12 protein-coding genes and 1 pseudogene are annotated in these 16,380 nt (G+C 60.7%); 7 read left to right on the top strand and 6 right to left on the bottom strand.

What is annotated here, in order from left to right:
• The first annotated feature begins 273 nt into the window (after window positions 1-273).
• From ACOYQJ_RS07755 to ACOYQJ_RS07740, 4 genes and pseudogenes are all read left to right on the top strand, one after another.
• Window positions 274-2,427, top strand: a pseudogene (locus tag ACOYQJ_RS07755) (YjbH domain-containing protein).
• Window positions 2,424-3,086 carry a YjbF family lipoprotein gene (locus ACOYQJ_RS07750; RefSeq protein WP_422905446.1) on the top strand — a complete coding sequence of 221 codons (663 nt, stop codon included), beginning with the start codon at window positions 2,424-2,426 and terminating at the stop codon, window positions 3,084-3,086. Before ACOYQJ_RS07755 ends, ACOYQJ_RS07750 begins: the two are co-directional and overlap by 4 nt.
• 116 nt (window positions 3,087-3,202) lie before the next feature.
• The gene (locus ACOYQJ_RS07745) at window positions 3,203-3,457 is read left to right on the top strand and encodes a hypothetical protein (protein WP_422905445.1); all 255 of its coding nucleotides are present in this window, start codon (window positions 3,203-3,205) and stop codon (window positions 3,455-3,457) included.
• Window positions 3,458-3,603: 146 nt separating this feature from the next.
• The gene (locus ACOYQJ_RS07740; protein WP_422905444.1) at window positions 3,604-4,965 is read left to right on the top strand and encodes a polysaccharide biosynthesis/export family protein; all 1,362 of its coding nucleotides are present in this window, start codon (window positions 3,604-3,606) and stop codon (window positions 4,963-4,965) included.
• A gap of 80 nt (window positions 4,966-5,045) precedes the next feature.
• Here the strand turns inward: ACOYQJ_RS07740 and ACOYQJ_RS07735 are convergent, their stop codons facing one another.
• Together ACOYQJ_RS07735 and ACOYQJ_RS07730 are read right to left on the bottom strand one after the other, a co-directional pair.
• Window positions 5,046-6,488, bottom strand: coding sequence for a mannose-1-phosphate guanylyltransferase/mannose-6-phosphate isomerase (locus ACOYQJ_RS07735; RefSeq protein ID WP_422905443.1), 1,443 nt, complete (start codon window positions 6,486-6,488; stop codon window positions 5,046-5,048).
• Window positions 6,489-6,633: 145 nt separating this feature from the next.
• Window positions 6,634-8,952 (bottom strand): Tex family protein, encoded by a 2,319-nt coding sequence (locus tag ACOYQJ_RS07730; RefSeq protein WP_422905442.1) that lies wholly within the window; start codon window positions 8,950-8,952, stop codon window positions 6,634-6,636.
• A 135-nt stretch (window positions 8,953-9,087) separates the two neighbouring features.
• Here ACOYQJ_RS07730 and ACOYQJ_RS07725 point away from each other — a divergent pair, with 135 nt between their 5' ends.
• Window positions 9,088-10,479 carry a phosphomannomutase gene (locus ACOYQJ_RS07725; protein WP_422905441.1) on the top strand — a complete coding sequence of 464 codons (1,392 nt, stop codon included), beginning with the start codon at window positions 9,088-9,090 and terminating at the stop codon, window positions 10,477-10,479.
• 3 nt (window positions 10,480-10,482) lie between these two features.
• Here ACOYQJ_RS07725 and kdsA read toward each other — a convergent pair whose 3' ends face one another.
• Genes kdsA through ACOYQJ_RS07710 form a run of 3 tightly spaced genes read right to left on the bottom strand, consistent with a single transcriptional unit; the run spans window position 10,483 to window position 13,075 of the window.
• Complete coding sequence (kdsA, locus tag ACOYQJ_RS07720) at window positions 10,483-11,340, bottom strand: 3-deoxy-8-phosphooctulonate synthase (protein ID WP_422905440.1); 858 nt, start codon at window positions 11,338-11,340, stop codon at window positions 10,483-10,485.
• Window positions 11,337-12,125: a 3-deoxy-manno-octulosonate cytidylyltransferase gene (locus tag ACOYQJ_RS07715; RefSeq protein ID WP_422905439.1), complete on the bottom strand. Its 789-nt coding sequence runs from the start codon at window positions 12,123-12,125 to the stop codon at window positions 11,337-11,339. Before ACOYQJ_RS07715 ends, kdsA begins: the two co-directional genes overlap by 4 nt.
• A complete protein-coding gene (locus tag ACOYQJ_RS07710; RefSeq protein ID WP_422905438.1) occupies window positions 12,122-13,075 on the bottom strand; it encodes a KpsF/GutQ family sugar-phosphate isomerase in 954 nt (317 codons plus the stop codon). The genes ACOYQJ_RS07715 and ACOYQJ_RS07710 overlap by 4 nt, the downstream gene beginning before the upstream one ends.
• Window positions 13,076-13,231: 156 nt before the next feature.
• On the opposite strand from ACOYQJ_RS07710, the gene ACOYQJ_RS07705 reads away from it, so the two are divergent.
• Window positions 13,232-14,554, top strand: a complete 1,323-nt coding sequence (locus ACOYQJ_RS07705) for a UDP-glucose dehydrogenase family protein (protein WP_422905437.1) — start codon at window positions 13,232-13,234, stop codon at window positions 14,552-14,554.
• A 148-nt stretch (window positions 14,555-14,702) separates the two neighbouring features.
• Window positions 14,703-15,767 carry a Hint domain-containing protein gene (locus ACOYQJ_RS07700; RefSeq protein ID WP_422905436.1) on the top strand — a complete coding sequence of 355 codons (1,065 nt, stop codon included), beginning with the start codon at window positions 14,703-14,705 and terminating at the stop codon, window positions 15,765-15,767.
• An 18-nt stretch (window positions 15,768-15,785) separates the two neighbouring features.
• Here ACOYQJ_RS07700 and ACOYQJ_RS07695 read toward each other — a convergent pair whose 3' ends face one another.
• Window positions 15,786-16,280 (bottom strand): SH3 domain-containing protein, encoded by a 495-nt coding sequence (locus ACOYQJ_RS07695; protein WP_422905435.1) that lies wholly within the window; start codon window positions 16,278-16,280, stop codon window positions 15,786-15,788.
• Window positions 16,281-16,380 lie beyond the last annotated feature (100 nt).

Genomic DNA, 16,380 nt, shown 5'->3' with positions numbered 1-16,380 from the left:
TTTTCAATCTGGTTGATCTTTTGGGCGGCTGCAAGGTGCCTTGGTGTCATCGGCGCCAAGCGGTGTGTGGCCGGTTCTGGTGGCGGAAAATCAATCTTTGATGTGGTTTTTGCGCATGACACAGACCCAAAGTCGGACTTTTTCCGCGCCGCCGCTTTATTCTTTTTGACGGACACGGCAGAAGAACCTCATCCACCTGTTGGCTGGTCTTGGGTGCGTGGCTGATCGGATTGGTCGCGGCCGATTGACCAAGCCTGTTTTCGCGGTAAACCGATGGTGTCTGAAGGAGGTAACTTTTTGCGATCTCGAATTGGAACCATTGGTTTGTCACTCTGCCTGAGCGGCGCTTTGGCAGCCTCGGCGAAGGCGCAGGACAGCGCATGGTCGCGGCCAACCCTTGGTTTCAGCGGCGTACCGGGCATTCTGGACATGCCGACGGCGCATTCCATGAAAGACGCAGATCTGACAGTGACGCTGGGCCTGTTCGACATGACCGGGCGCTCGACGTTTCACTTTCAGATTACGCCCCGTTTGTCCGGTGCATTCCGCTATGCCTATCTCGACAACTACAAAGGCACCGTGGCCTATTACGACCGCAGCTTTGATCTGCGCTATTTGCTTATGGAAGAGGGGCGCTATCGCCCTGCGGTCACTGTTGGACTGCAAGACTTTGGCGGCACCGGGATCTATTTGGGCGAATACCTTGTGGCGACCAAGACCTTTGGCAATCTGCGGGCCACAGGCGGGATCGGCTGGGGGCGCTTTGGCAGCTACAACGGCTTTACGAACCCCTTGGGTGTGCTGTCCAAGAGCTTCAAGACACGGCCCGACCAGACGGGCGGGGTGACCCAGACCGGGCGTCTTGATGCGGGTCAGTGGTTCCGCGGCGACGCTGCGTTGTTCGGCGGACTGGAATATGCCGTGAACGACCGGCTCAGGCTGGCGGTTGAATATTCCTCGGACGCCTATGTCGGTGAAACGACCCGCATGGGATTTGACCGCGCCTCGCCGCTGAACTTCGGTCTGAACTATCGTTTTCGGAATGGCGTCGATATGCGGGCGGCCTACCTTTATGGCAGTACGCTGGCCGTCTAGTTCAGCTATACCCTGAACCCCAAGCAGCCAAACCGCAATCCGCCGGTGCTGGACGGGGCCCCGCCACCCTTGGCCGTGCGCGCGCCCGGCGCGGCGGCCGATCTTGGCTGGTCGCAGCAAACCAACGTGGCCGGATCATTGCGAGATGCTCTTGCGCAGGTGCTTGAGGCCGAGGGCCTTGCCCTGGATGGATTTACGCTGCGCCCAACCAAGGTTCTGGTGCGCTTCCGCAATCCTGGCAATGCGAACTCTGCCCAGTCGGTGGGGCGGATCGCGCGGACGTTGACGGTGCTGATGCCCGCCTCGGTCGAGCAGTTTGAGATCGTTCCGGTGACGGCCAACGGCATAGCTGCCTCGCGCGTGGTTCTGCAGCGTAGCGACTTGGAAGAGTTGGAATATGCCCCGGACGGCGCTTGGCAAACCTTTGCCCGCGCCAGGATCGAAGACGCGAACGCCGGATCGCTGGGCGCTGAAATGCCGGGAGTCACGGTTCCGTCGTTCACATGGGGGATCGGCCCTTACCTTCAGGCGAGCTATTTTGACCCGGATTCACCGATCCGCCTTGATCTGGGGGTCGAAGGCACCTTCCGGTACGAACCGTCTTTGGGGCTGGTCTATTCCGGCGCCGTGCAGCGCCGCCTGACCGGGAATCGGGTCGATCTGCGGTTGTCAGGCTCCAAACTGCCGCATGTGCGTTCGGACGTGGGCCTTTATGCCGCCGAAGGGCAGACGGCGATGACCAGTTTGACCGTGGCCAAGTATTTCCGCCCCGGCGAAAACCTCTATGGCCGGGTCACGGCGGGTTATCTGGAGCCGATGTTTGCCGGCTTGTCGGGCGAGTTGCTGTGGAAGCCGGTCAACAGCCGCCTCGCCTTTGGGGCCGAGCTGAACTACGTCAAGCAACGCGAGTTCGCGCAGGGCTTTGGGCTGCGGGATTACGACGTCATCACAGGCCACGCTTCGGCCTATTACGAGACGCTCAACGGGTTCCATTATCAACTGGACGTTGGCCGCTATCTGGCGGGCGACTGGGGAGCGACCCTGTCAGTGGATCGTGAATTCAGGAACGGGATCAAGGTCGGCGCTTTTGCGACGTTGACCGATGTGCCCTTCACCACCTTTGGCGAAGGCTCATTCGACAAAGGATTCCGCTTTGAAATTCCGCTGTCGGCGATAACCGGAAGTAAATCGACCAGGACGATCGCGCGGACCATCAGGCCGGTTCAGCGCGACGGTGGTGCACGGCTGGACGTCGATGGTCGCCTGTACAACGATGTGCGGGAATACCACCAACTTGGCCTGCAACAGCAATGGGGACGGTTCTGGCGATGAGACCCTTTTTCGTGGCCGCGCTGGCGCTGTTGACGCTGGCTGCCTGCGGGGACCGCAGCTTGGCACCCGGCGCTGTTCAAGGGGCTTTGGGCAGGGTCATGGGGCAGCGCGGGCAAGTGGCGCAACCCGATCTTCGCAAGACCCTGACGCCTGGTTTCATTGCTGGTTTTGAGGGGCCTCTGATGTACGCGGCGCTGCCCGCTCGGTCTGTTCAGGCCGGTCTGGTGCCCTCGGTGCGCAACGGCTCGGCGCAGCAATGGGTGACGCCCGATGGCGTTTCCGTCAGCTTTGATCGCGGTGTTGTCACCGCAACGCGCGGGCTGGGCGGCGATCTGATGTCTTCTGATCTGGACGATGTTCAGTCGGCGCTGCGTTCGGGCGCAATTCAGGGTGAACGCGTCCACCGCTACCTGAATCAGGAAAACCAACTTGTTGTGCGGGCCTTCATATGTGAGTACGTCCACACGTCTGGCGGCGCTGCGCAGACCCTTGTCGGACAAATCCCCGCGCTGTTTGTCGCCGAAATCTGTTTTGATAGCACGGGGGAGCAGTTCGACAATGAATTCTGGGTCGATGCTGCGGGACGCGTGCGGAAGTCAAAACAATGGCTTGGTCCGTTTATCGGATACCTTGAGACCGAGTTGCTGAAAGTCCAATAAAAAGGCAAAATCCGTAATTGCCGGACCCAAATTAACGATTCATTAACGACGCGCGTTGCGTGGAATTATTGTTTCGTGTACGTACCTTACAAAGTGTGATTTTCGGAGTGCAGATCATGAACAAGAAATTCTTTACCTCTATGCTGCTTGTCGCGTCGATGGCTGGCGCATCTGTTGCTTCTGCCGAAGGCTGTGACAGCAACCAATCGACCGCAGCGACCAACGACGATTGCACCATTCTGGGTGGTTTTGCAGGTAGCGGCACTGCGGCGGCAATTGCGCTTGGCGGCGTTGCTGTTCTGGCCATCGTTGCATCCGGTGGTGGCAGCAGCAAAGGTGGATCGACCCCGAACACCGTCGTTAACAACTAAGCCAAAGACGTTCAGTCTTTGACGGAATAATGAGGCGAACCTGCATCGGGTTCGCCTTTTTCGTTTTCCCAAGACACATAGGCTGGCACCCTGCATTCGCGGGGTGTAAAAACCCTTTGTCGGACCCAGATATTAAGGAATGATCGATGCTCAGGCCCTTGTTGGTTGCTTTGTTTTGTGTCGGGCTGGTTGGCTGTGACGTGGTTTACCAATCGCCAAGTGTCAATCCGCTGCGCGACGGTGACGCAAAGGTCCGCGTTGTTGCCATGACGCCAGACACGGTCATTTCTGCGAACCGCTCTACCTATCGTCCAAAGCAGCTTCCGGCGGTGTTTTTCGGCGCTGCAGGGGGCGGTAGTTCGCCGCGCGGGGCTGGCGCGCTTCCCAGAACTCTGGACAATCCCGGAACCGCTGGCGGCTTTCTTGAGACCCGCGTTCCGCCGCAGATGGTGAACGGCCCGTACAAGATTGGCATCGGCGATGTCGTCCTTCTGGCAACACCGCAGGCTGGCAGCACAGTTGAACAGCTGACGGGCCTGCTGGCAGCCTCGAATTCCCGGCAGGGGTATACCGTTCAGGACGACGGCGCGATTGCAATCCCGAACGTCGGGCGTGTCACCGTGTATGACATGACCCTCGAAGAGGCCGAGGCCGAGCTGTTCCAGCGTTTGGTCGCGGCGCAGATCGACCCGACTTTCAGCCTTGAGATTGCCGAATTCAACTCTCGCAAAGTGTCCATCGGCGGCGCCGTTGCAAAGCCGACCGTCGCCGCCATTGGACTAAGACCGCTGTACCTCGACGAAGCGCTAGCAGCGGCAGGAGGCGTTTCCGCCGAGAATCTGGACTATGCCTCTGTCCGGATTTATCGCGATGGCACCCTTTACCAGATCCCCCTGAACGAGCTGTATTCCAACCGCGGGCTTCAGCGCACCCAGTTGGCCGACGGAGACAGCATCTTTGTCGATACCGAGTTTCAGTTGAATCAGGCGCAGGCCTATTTCGAGCAGGAAATCCGCACCGCTCAATTCCGGCAGACCTCGCGAGTCAATGCCCTGAACGAATTGCAGTCCGAGATAAGCATTCGCCGAAACGCGATGCAGGACGCCCGGCAGAACTATCTCACCCGTCTCGAACTGGATTCGGTCGAGCGCGATTACGTCTATCTGGCAGGTGAAGTCGCCGAGCAAAGCCGCTATCCGCTGCCCTTTGGCAAGACCGCGACGCTTGCCGATGCGCTGTACAGCAAGGGCGGCATTCCCACCGAGACGGGCAACGTGCGCGAGATTTACGTGCTGCGCGGCTCGGCCGATGCCCGTGAATTTGGCGCGGTGACGGCATGGCAACTGGACGGTCGTAACGCGGCGAACTTTATTCTGGCAACCCGCTTTGAACTGCGCCCGAATGACGTGATCTTTGTCTCGGAACAGCCGGTGACGCGCTGGGGCCGGGTCATTCAGCAGATCACGCCGTCGCTGATCACGACCACCGTTGGCGCGGCGGTCCGCTAAAAAAACCGGGCCCTGTTGCGGGGCCCGGTTTTTGAATTCTATCCGCGATCAACCCATGTCAGGCAACACAGCTGATCCTGTCAGCTGCGCGCGTAGACATCTTCGTAGCGCACGATGTCGTCCTCACCGACATAGGCGCCGGTCTGCACTTCGATCAGAACCATCGGCACTTTGCCCGGGTTCTCCATACGGTGCACAGCGCCCAGCGGAATGTAAACGGACTGGTTTTCGGTCAACAGTTTGACCTGATCATCGACGGTCACCTGTGCAGTGCCTTCGACCACGATCCAATGTTCGGAGCGGTGAAAGTGGCTTTGCAGCGAAAGCGCCGCGCCGGGATGCACGAGGATGCGCTTGACCTGAAAGCGGTTGCCGACCACCAGGCTTTCGAACCAGCCCCAGGGGCGGTGATCCTTTGGGAAGGTCGTCGCCTGAACAGCGCCCTTTTCCATCAGCGCTGCAACGGCTTTCTTGACGTCCTGCGCGCGGCTCATGTCAGCGACCAGTACAGCATCGTTCATTGCCACGGCCATGATGTTATTCAAGCCGATCCCGACGATCTCGAGGTTCGGGCTTTCCGAGCGGAGCAATGTGTCCCGGCAGTCAATCGCGGTTGCCTTGTCTCTGGCAATCACGCCGTTTTCATCCGGGCCGCTTTCCCGCCAAACAGCATCCCAGCCGCCCAGATCCGACCAGCCATCCGTGAAAGGCACGACCGACAGATTGTCGGCCTTTTCCATCACGGCATAGTCGATCGAGATGTCGACCGCTCCGGACCAAGGTTCCGGTGCAAGACGCAAAAAGCCCAGATCGACCTGCGCTTCGTCAACGGCGGCCTGAACCGGCGCGATAAGCTCGCTCGCGTGTTTTTCGAAGGCGGCAATGATGTCCGAGGCGCGGAACAGGAAGATCCCCGCATTCCAAAGGAAATTCCCCGCCTTGACCATTTCGGCCGCGCGGGCTTCGTCGGGTTTTTCGATGAAATGCGCCAACGGCACCGCGGCGCGGTCATCGCCGGGACAATCGGCCAGTTCAAGATAGCCATAAGCCGTTTCGGCATGTGTCGGCGAGATACCGAAGGTGACCAGACTGCCCTCGGCAACGGCCTTCAACCCACGTTCCACCGCTTTGTGAAAGGCGTCGGTATCCGGAACAACGTGGTCCGACGGCGCCACCAGAAGCACCGCGTCGGGATTTGTCTTGGAAGCGTACAACGCCGCGGCCAGAACGGCGGGGCCAGTGTTGCGGCCTTCGGGTTCGATCAGCACAGCGCCCGGATCAATGCCGATCTCGGCAAGTTGCTCGGTGACGATAAACCGGAAATCGGAATTGGTCAGCACCATCGGCTTGTCGAAACCCAAGGTTTCGGTCTTGCCCGACAGACGACGAGAGGAGGCCTGAAAAAGCGTTTCGCGCCCCATCAACGTCGCAAATTGCTTGGGATAGCTTTTGCGAGACAGCGGCCAAAGACGGGTGCCAGAGCCGCCACAAAGAATGATTGGGGTGATCGTCGTAAAAGCCATATTCACTAACTCGAAATGTTGGGTCGGCCCCTATTACCAAATCGCCACCAAATGGCAAATCGGGTTTTCTGCGGCGCAGAATGCAAAGGCTGAATTGCACAGATATTAGTCATTTCCGGCTGTGTGATCTGGCCAGACCGGATGGTCAGCGCCCTTTTTTCATCGCATCCAGCAAGGCGGCGCCAAGCGCCCCGGGGCTGTCGCTTTTTTGCGGCTTTTGCGGCGGTGTGCGCTTGGTTCCGGGGCTGCGCCGTGGCTCTTCCTTGCGCGGGGAGGGGGCGTTGCGATCTTGTTGGCCAGCGTCCTTGCGCATCGAAAGAGCGATCCTTTTGCGGGGGATATCAACCTCGGTCACTGTGACCTTGACCACATCCCCGGCTTTCACCACCTCATGCGGGTCTTTGACGAACCGGTCGGCCAACTGGCTGATATGCACCAACCCGTCCTGATGCACGCCGATATCGACAAAGGCCCCGAAGGCCGCGACATTGGTCACCGTGCCTTCAAGCCGCATACCGGGGCGCAGGTCTTTGATGTCCTCGACCCCGTCGGTAAAGCTGGCCGTCTTGAAATCCGGACGCGGATCGCGCCCGGGTTTTTCCAGTTCGGAAAGGATGTCGCGCACCGTTGGCAGGCCAAAGGTGTCATCGACAAATTGCTCGGCCTTCAGCCCCTTGAGCGCGCTTCCATCGCCCATGATCGACCGAATGTCGCGCCCGCAGGCCTGCACGATCTTGCGCGCCACGCCGTAAGCTTCTGGGTGAACCGAGGAGGCATCCAAAGGCTCTGCGCCGCCCTGAATGCGCAGGAAACCGGCGCATTGCTCAAAAGTCTTTGCGCCCAGTCCCGGAACTTTCAGAAGGGCTTTGCGCGCGTCAAAAGCGCCATGGGCGTCGCGGTGATCCACGATCGCCTGCGCCACCGATCCGCCAACCCCGGCGACATAAGAAAGCAAGGGTGCCGAGGCCATGTTCACATCCACGCCCACCGCGTTCACCGCGTCTTCGACCACGGCTTCTAGGGCTTGTGTCAGGCGTCGCTGATCCACGTCGTGCTGGTATTGACCGACGCCGATGCTTTTGGGTTCGATCTTGACCAATTCGGCCAGGGGATCTTGCAGGCGCCGCGCAATCGACACGGCGCCGCGTAGCGAAACGTCCAGATCGGGGAACTCGCGCGCCGCCAGTTCAGAGGCGGAATAGACCGAAGCGCCCGCCTCGGAGACGACAACTTTGGTCGGGGTCTTAACGCCCTTGGGCAGCAATTTCAGCGTGTCGGCGACCAGTCGCTCGGTCTCTCGCGAGGCGGTGCCGTTGCCGATGGCGATCAGATCGACACCGTGGCGCTGGACAAGTTCCAATATCTTCGCCTGCGCACCACGTACATCCATCTTGGGCTGGAAGGGATAGATCGTCCCGGTGTCCAGAAGCTTGCCGGTGGCATCCACCACCGCCGCCTTTACCCCGGTGCGAATGCCGGGATCGAGGCCGAGCGTCGCCCGCGCCCCTGCCGGAGCGGCTAGTAGCAGGTCTTTCAGATTGCGGGCAAAGACGTTGATCGCCTCTTCGTGGGCGCGTTTGCGCAGATCGGACAGCAGATCGACATACATCGACAGGCTCAGCTTGATGCGCCAGGTCCAGCCCGCCGCGTCGCGCAGCCACTGATCGCCGGGGCCGTCGCCGCGGGTGCCCACCGCCGCAGCCACCATATTCACCGCGCGCGGTGTTCCGGTTTCCGTATCAGGGGCGATCTCGATGGTGACGATCTCTTCTTTGGCGGCGCGCAGGATGGCCAGGGCGCGGTGGGACGGAATGCTTGCCCACTTTTCGGAATGGTCGAAATAATCCGAAAATTTGGCGCCCTCTTGTTCCTTGCCGGGTTGGACGCGGGCGGTGATCACCGCCTCGGTCTGCATGAAGGTCCGGAGTTTGCCCAGAAGCTCGGCATTTTCGCTCAGCTCTTCGGCCAGAATGTCGCGCGCGCCTTCCAGCGCCTTCTTGGTATCCGGCACCTCACCTTTGACGAAGCTTTGGGCAAGGCCTTGCGGATCAGCGCTGCGGTCGTCGAGGATGGCGCGCAAGAGCGGCTCCAACCCGTTTTCGCGGGCAATCATCGCGCGGGTGCGGCGCTTGGGCTTGTAGGGCAGATAGATATCTTCGAGCGTGGATTTCGTCTCGGCACTGCCGATCTGGCGGGCCAAGGCGTCGGTCAGCTTGCCCTGTTCCTTGATCGAGTTCAGGATCGTTTCGCGCCGCGATTCCATCTCGCGTAGATAGGCTAGGCGGTCGTTCAAGGTGCGCAACTGCGTGTCATCCAGCCCGCCTGTCACCTCTTTGCGATAGCGCGCGACAAAGGGGACGGTGGCGCCGCCATCCAGCAATTCGACGGCGGCAGAAACCTGTCCGGCGCTGGCGTTGATCTCTTGGGCGATGATGCGGCTGATGCGTGCGGCGGTGCTGGACAAGGGCGCTCTCCTGCTGGGTAGGAGGATCGTGATAGCTGCCGCGCGTGCGCCTTACAAGCGGGCAAATCTTGTCAATCGCGGTTGCCTTTGCGGCCCGGCTTGGGCATCACTCATGCGAATTGTACGGAGAAGATTATGGCGCCCAAATTTGGAACAAGCGGCCTGCGTGGTCTGGTCACGGAATTGACCGAGGGTTTGGTCAGGGATTACACCGGCGCCTTTCTGGCGGCCTGTCCGCATGGTGGCGCGGTTCATGTCGGGCGTGATCTGCGCCCGTCTTCGCCGCAGATTGCAGAGTGGGTGATGCAGGCGATCGAGGGCGCGGGCGTTCAGGCGATTGATTGTGGCGTTTTGCCGACGCCCGCCTTGGCGCTGTCGTCGCTTGGCGCGGGGCAGGCGGCTGTAATGGTCACGGGCAGCCATATTCCGGCAGACCGCAACGGGCTGAAGTTCTACGTACCCACGGGCGAGATTTCCAAAACCGATGAAGACGCCATCGGCGCGCATCTGGGCAAGGGCGTCACTGGCATTGCTGCCCCCGCGCGGATCGCACAGGATGCGGTCGCCGATTACACTCAGCGTTATACCAAAGCTTATGGTGGGGCGCTCAAAGGTCTTCGGATTGGGGTTTACCAGCACAGTTCGGTTGCGCGTGACGTCATGGTCGAGGTGCTGGGCGCGCTGGGCGCTGATCCGGTCGCTCTGGCGAGATCGGACAGCTTCATCCCGGTCGACACCGAGGCGCTTGATCCGGCGACGCGCGGGATGCTGGCAGGCTGGTGCAATGCGCACGGATTGGATGCGGTGATCTCAACCGATGGTGACGCGGATCGACCGATGGTCGCTGATGCGTCGGGCCGAATAATTCCCGGCGACGTGCTGGGCGCGCTGACGGCGCGATCGCTTGGGGCCAAGGTCCTGTGCACGCCGGTCAGTTCGAACACGATGGTCGCGCAGATGCCGGAATTCGATCAGGTGACCCTGACACGCATCGGTTCGCCCTATGTGATCGCGGCAATGGAGGCAGCGGTTGAGGCAGACCCCAAGGCCAAGGTCGTCGGGTACGAGGCAAACGGCGGATTCCTTTTGGGGTTCGAGGGACAGGGGCCGGCGGGTTCCTTGGCGCCGCTGATGACGCGCGATTGCCTGTTGCCGATCCTTGCGCCGTTGGCCGAGGCCTGCGCCCAAGGCGTGACGCTGGGCGCGCTTGCAGACGCCTTGCCGCCGCGCTTTACCGCAGCGGACCGGATTGCCGGGATCGAAACCGATGTCTCCAAGGCCTTCATCGCGCAAATGTCGGACGATGCCGCTGCGCGCGCGGCGTTTTTCGCAGATACGGGAACGGAAACCGCGCTGGACGAAACCGACGGGCTGCGCGTGACATTTGAGGGCGGCGATGTCGTGCACCTTCGCCCCTCGGGCAATGCGCCCGAGTTTCGCTGTTATGCCGAAGCCGCCAGCGCCGAGCGTGCGCTTGGGCTGGTGACACAGTATCTGGGCAAGTTGCGCGACGAACTGGCCGGTTAAGCCTCAGGCAAAGATCGCGTCCAGCGCCTCGGTCCGACCCTTTGTCAGATCGTCGATGGCGCGCAGCCCGTGCAGAATATGGTCCAGCACCTCTACGGGGACCATGTTCGGCCCGTCCGAAGGCGCGTTGTCCGGGTCTTCATGAGTTTCCATGAAGACCGCCGCGCAACCAATGGCCAGCGCCGCGCGCGCCAAGGGCTCGACGTATTCACGCTTGCCGCCCGAGGATGTCCCCTGACCGCCGGGCATTTGCACCGAATGGGTTGCGTCAAAGACCACCGGACGACCAGTCTGGCCCATGATCGGCAGCGACCGCATGTCAGAGACCAGCATGTTGTACCCAAAGGATGTGCCGCGCTCGCACAGCATGATCTGTTCGTTGCCGGTGCTGGCGATCTTGTCAGCGACATTGGCCATGTCCCAAGGGGCCAGAAACTGACCTTTCTTGACGTTCACCGCCTTGCCCGTTTCGCCAGCGGCCAAAAGCAGATCGGTCTGGCGGCACAGAAAGGCGGGGATCTGCAACACGTCGACAACCTCGGCCACCGTGGCGCATTGGCTGGTCTCATGCACATCGGTCAGAACCGGCACGCCAAATTCGGACCGGATGGTTTGCAGGATTTTCAGCCCCTCATCCATACCAAGACCGCGCTTGCCCTGAAGCGATGATCGGTTGGCCTTGTCATAGCTGGCCTTGAATATCCACTGGGTCTGGTTTTGGTCTGCCGCCGCAGCGATCTTTTCCGCCAGCATCCGCGCGTGATCGAGGCTTTCAAGCTGGCACGGCCCGGCGATCAGCGCAAACGGGGCATCGTTGGCGATTGTGACGTTGCCAATGGTAACGGTGCGAACAGGGCTCATGCGATGCCTTCTTTCTTTAGAACACCTTCGATGCGGGTGACATCGACGGGGTTGTTAAGCTCCCAGAACACGCGGCCATGTCCATCCACCGGCACGCAGGTCACCGGCATGCCGTTTTCAAGGAACCGCAACTGCTCCAGCCCCTCGGCACGCTCAACCGGACCTTCGGGCCAGCCCATATAGCTGCGCAGCGCAGAAGGGCGATAGGCGTAGACGCCGACATGGTGCCAGACTTCGGGCGGCGTTTCGAGGTTACCGACATATGGCAGCACTTCCTTTGAGAAGTACAGCGCATTGCCATCAGCGCGCATCACGGCGGTGGTGCCGCCCACCCGGCCAGCGTGCCGGTCAGAGACAAAGTTCGACAGCGTATCGTGGTCGCATTTCAGAACCGGCGTGGCCATCATCACCGCGTCGTCCTGCATGGCCTCAATCAGCGCTTCGACAAACCAAGGCGGGGTCAGTGGAGCATCACCCTGAAGGTTCACCACCGTGTCCGGTTCCTCGGCCAGTTGCTGGACGCCCTCGGCGCAGCGCTCGGTGCCGTTGCGCGCCTTGTCCGAGGTCATCAGCACATCGGCGCCAAAGCCGCGCGCCGCTTCGGAGATGCGGTTGTCATCGGTCAGCACGTAAACGGCGCTGGCGCCCTTGACGGTCTTGGCCGCCTCCCAGCTGCGCTGGATCAGCGATTTTGCCACCCCCGTCGCGCCGGTCAGTTCGACCAGCGGCTTGCCGGGATACCGGCTGGAGGCATAGCGGGCGGGGATGAAGATGACGGCGCTCATGCCACACCTGCGCGCAATGCGTCGTGGATGTGCAAGAGGCCGACCAGCCTGTGATCCTCCTCGACCACCAGAAGTACGGTGCGTTTCGACATGTTCATGACTCCCAGTGCTTCGGTCAGAAGAGTATCAGGGCGCGTGACCAGCGGCGTGCGCGTGGCGACCTGCCCGGCGGTGCGGTCCATCAGCCCGTCCATGTTACGGCGCAAGTCACCATCGGTGATGATCCCGGCCAGTTTGCCACCCTGAACCAGCGCGGCAACACCAAACCCCTTCTGGCTCATGGTCAGCAGCACCTCGCTCATCGGGGTGGTGTCCTGCACCAGCGGCAATTCATCGCCGCGATGCATCACTGCCGAGACATGCAGCAACTGCGCGCCAAGTGTACCGCCGGGATGGAAGGCGGCAAAGTTTTCGCGGCCAAAGCCCCGGTGCCGCATCATCGCAACAGCCAGCGCATCGCCAAGCGCCATCGCCATTGTGGTCGAGGTTGTGGGCGCCATGCCAATCGCGCAGGCCTCGGGGGCGTTGGGCAGCAGCAGAACGCTTTCTGCGGCGCGGGCAAGAGTGCTGTCCGCCTGTTTGGTCATGGCGATCAGCGGAATGGCAAAGCGGGCGCAATGGGCGATCATATCAGCCAACTCGCGGGTTTCGCCTGAATTCGAGATCAGGATCACCGCATCGGCGCGGGTGATCATCCCCAGATCGCCATGGCTTGCCTCGCCGGGGTGTACCACCTGTGCCGGCGTTCCGGTCGAGGCAAAGGTGGCGGCGATCTTGCCCGCCACGTGGCCAGACTTGCCCATGCCGGACACAATCACCCGGCCCTGCACGCTCAAAAGCCGCGTCACCACGTCTTCAAAGCTGGCGGGCAGTTCCTGCGCCAGTTGAGTCAGGGCCGCGCTTTCGGTGGTCAGCACTTCGCGGGCAATCTCGGTCGGGGTCTGGCTCATTTCGCAACGCTCGTAACTGTTATTCCGCCTGTTATCGCGCATTTAGACCCGTGTCCAATGGGGCATATCCACGCTTGCCCGGTTTGGCCTGCGTTGACAATTGCGGGGGCGGCGGATCATTACAGAGACAAGGGTATTGGCGGAAGGCAAATTTAGATGAAAATCGCAATGATCGGTACTGGGTACGTCGGGCTTGTCTCTGGTGTGTGCTTCTCGGATTTCGGACATGAAGTTGTTTGTGTCGACAAGGACCCGCGAAAGATCGAGATGCTCGAAAATGGCGAGGTGCCGATCTTTGAACCCGGGCTTGATCGGCTTATGGCCAAGAACGTCGAGGCGGGGCGCCTGTCCTTCACGCTGGACCTGAACAGCGCGATCGACGGGGCGGATGCGGTCTTTATCGCCGTGGGCACACCGACCCGCCGCGGCGACGGCCATGCGGATCTGACCTATGTAATGGCCGCAGCCGAAGAAATCGCCAAGGCCGCCAAGAACTATGTCGTCATCGTCACCAAATCGACCGTCCCTGTCGGTACCAACCGGCAGGTCAAGGCTGTGGTAACGGCGGCAAACCCCGGCCTTGATTTCGACGTGGCCAGCAACCCTGAATTCCTGCGTGAAGGTGCGGCGATTGACGACTTCATGAAGCCTGACCGCGTGGTTGTCGGCGTCGAAACCGACCGCGCCGCCAAGGTTATGGAAGAGATTTACCGCCCGCTTTACCTGCGCGACTTCCCGATCATTACCACAGATCTGGAATCCGCCGAAATGATCAAATACGGCGCCAACGCCTTTCTTGCGACCAAGATCACCTTCATCAACGAGATCGCGGCGCTGTGCGAAAAGGTTGGCGCTGACGTCAAACAGGTTTCCAAGGGGATGGGGCTTGATGGCCGGATCGGCAACAAATTCCTGCATGCAGGTCCCGGTTATGGCGGCAGCTGCTTTCCCAAGGACACCAAGGCGCTGGCGCGGATCGGGCAAGACCATGCCTCGCCCATGTCCATCGTCGAGACTGTCATCAAGGTAAACGAAGACGTCAAACGCCGGATGATCGAAAAACTGCAGGATCTCTGTGGCGGCTCGTTCAATGGCAAGACGGTGGCTGTGCTGGGGGTGACCTTCAAGCCCAACACCGACGATATGCGAGACGCGCCGTCGCTGACCATCGTGCCAGCGCTTGTCGGCGGCGGCGCAAAGGTGCGGGCCTGTGATCCCCAAGGCCGCCGTGAGGGAGAGCACCTGTTGCCCGGTATCGCATGGATCGAAGATCCCTATGAGGCCGCGAAGGGCGCCGATCTATTGGTGATCCTGACCGAGTGGAACGAGTTCCGCGCGCTGGACCTGCGCAGGATCGCCAGCGACATGCAAAGCCCGCGTATGGCCGATCTGCGCAACGTCTATGCGCCTTCAGATGCGGAAACAGCCGGCTTCGAAGCCTATGAAAGTATCGGTCGTTCGGGCTTTGGCACGCTCTAATTGTATTTTCTGTGACTCAATTGACACGTAATGAAGGGCGTGAGCGCCCCCATGCCCTGACCTTGTGCCTGGCAAGCTTTTCCAAGCGATCGAGTTGGTCTAGTCTTTGTGACACTATAAAAACAAGAAACTGAGCAGGCATACAGGCATGGGAACGGGCTATCGGGGCACGTTCGTCATCTCTTGGTCACAGACGGATATAGGCGGTCTCAAGGCCGCACCTCCGTCCTCCTTGTCGGTTGGGGCCACGTGGTCCTGGCAAGGCGAGGCTGTACGGGTCGACGGTCCTTCGTCGATCCTGCAACTTGATCAGGCGACGGGCGAAGCACATTTGCGCAAACGCGCCGCACGCATGGTGCGGCGGTTGGTTGGCGCTGCAATCACGTACAAAAAGGACATCTCGACCGTCGAGGTCGAACATCCTTTGACCGACAGCAGTTTTGTCGTCACGGATGGCATGCAAAGCTATACCGTCACGCTGATCGAAGTCAGCAATGGCGCGCTGCCGTTGCTGATGTTTCTTGACGAGTTGCCTCCGACCAATCGCGACCTTTGGGTGGTTCACCACAATTTGGAGCTGATGCGCGATCCGGCTTCGGGCGAGCAGGCAGGCGGCGTGATCTGTTTCACCCCCGGCACATGGCTCAAGACACCCACTGGTCAAACCCTTGTCGAAGATCTGCAAATCGGCGACCTGCTTCAGACCAAGGACAGCGGTGCCCAGCCGGTGCAATGGATCGGCAGTCGCCGCATGACCGGCGCAAGGCTTTTCGCCATCCCCAGACTGCGGCCCATCCGCATTCGGGCCGGAGCCTTCGGACTTGAGCGCCCCGAAGAGGAATTCCTCGTTTCACCCGATCACCGGATGCTTGTGCAAGGGCATGTTGCCCGCGCCCTGTTCAACACCCCCGAGGTATTGGTTGCGGCGCGTGATCTGGTGAATGGGGAAAGCGTGATCCTGGATACCGCAGTGCGCGAGGTAACATATATTCATCTGATGTTGCCGCGGCACGAGGTGGTCTTTGCCAATGGTGTCGAGACCGAAAGCTTCCACCCGGCGAACACAGCCCTGACGACCATTTCCGAGCAAGACCGCATGCGTTTGCTGAACATTCAGCCCAGCATACGGGACAACCCGCATCTTTATGGCTCTTATGCGCGGCGGAATCTGTCCAGTTCCGAGGCGGCAATCCTGCGGTTCGAAGCCGCCTGACACCAACAACCGGACGGGCTATTCGCGAATCTCGTCCGGTTTGACACCCCAAAGCGCGGTCTTGGGCGCCCAACCTTCATAGCCGCCAGCGGTCAACTCGCACGCGGTCATTTCGCAATCGCCCAGCTCGGCGATGACACCCAGTTCCAGAATCGCCGTGACAGGGCTGTCCGGATCGGCGCGTTGGTGCAGTTGCAACATGTCCTGTTCGACCAGAACGGTGCGCACGCCGGACAACAGCGAATAATGCACCCAGCCGCCCGCGCCATCGCGATCCCGCACGCGGCGCCAATGGCCATGTTCCGCAGTCACCTCAAGCGGCATACCGCGGCGCTTGTAGACCCAGTCGATCCGATGAGACAGCGACGGGCCGCGCCGGGCATTGCCTTCGGTGGCCTTCATGGAAACGAAGCGCGGCAGCGGCAGATTGGTTACGGGGCCTCGATCCTCGGCCAGCGCGGCACTTGCCAATACCAAAAGACAAAGGGCAAAGCCCCCGATTTTCCTGATCATTTCACAGATCCGCCCGATATTATTGAGGTGGGGTTCTTGCGCCCCTACAGCCTTTGACGCACTGTGCCACAAGGCCCGGTTCGGGAAAAGTAGGGGAGAG

It is taken from the genome of Pacificoceanicola algae, assembly GCF_049341065.1.
Lineage (GTDB): Bacteria > Pseudomonadota > Alphaproteobacteria > Rhodobacterales > Rhodobacteraceae > Pacificoceanicola.
This window is presented reverse-complemented; position numbering and strand designations above follow the sequence as displayed.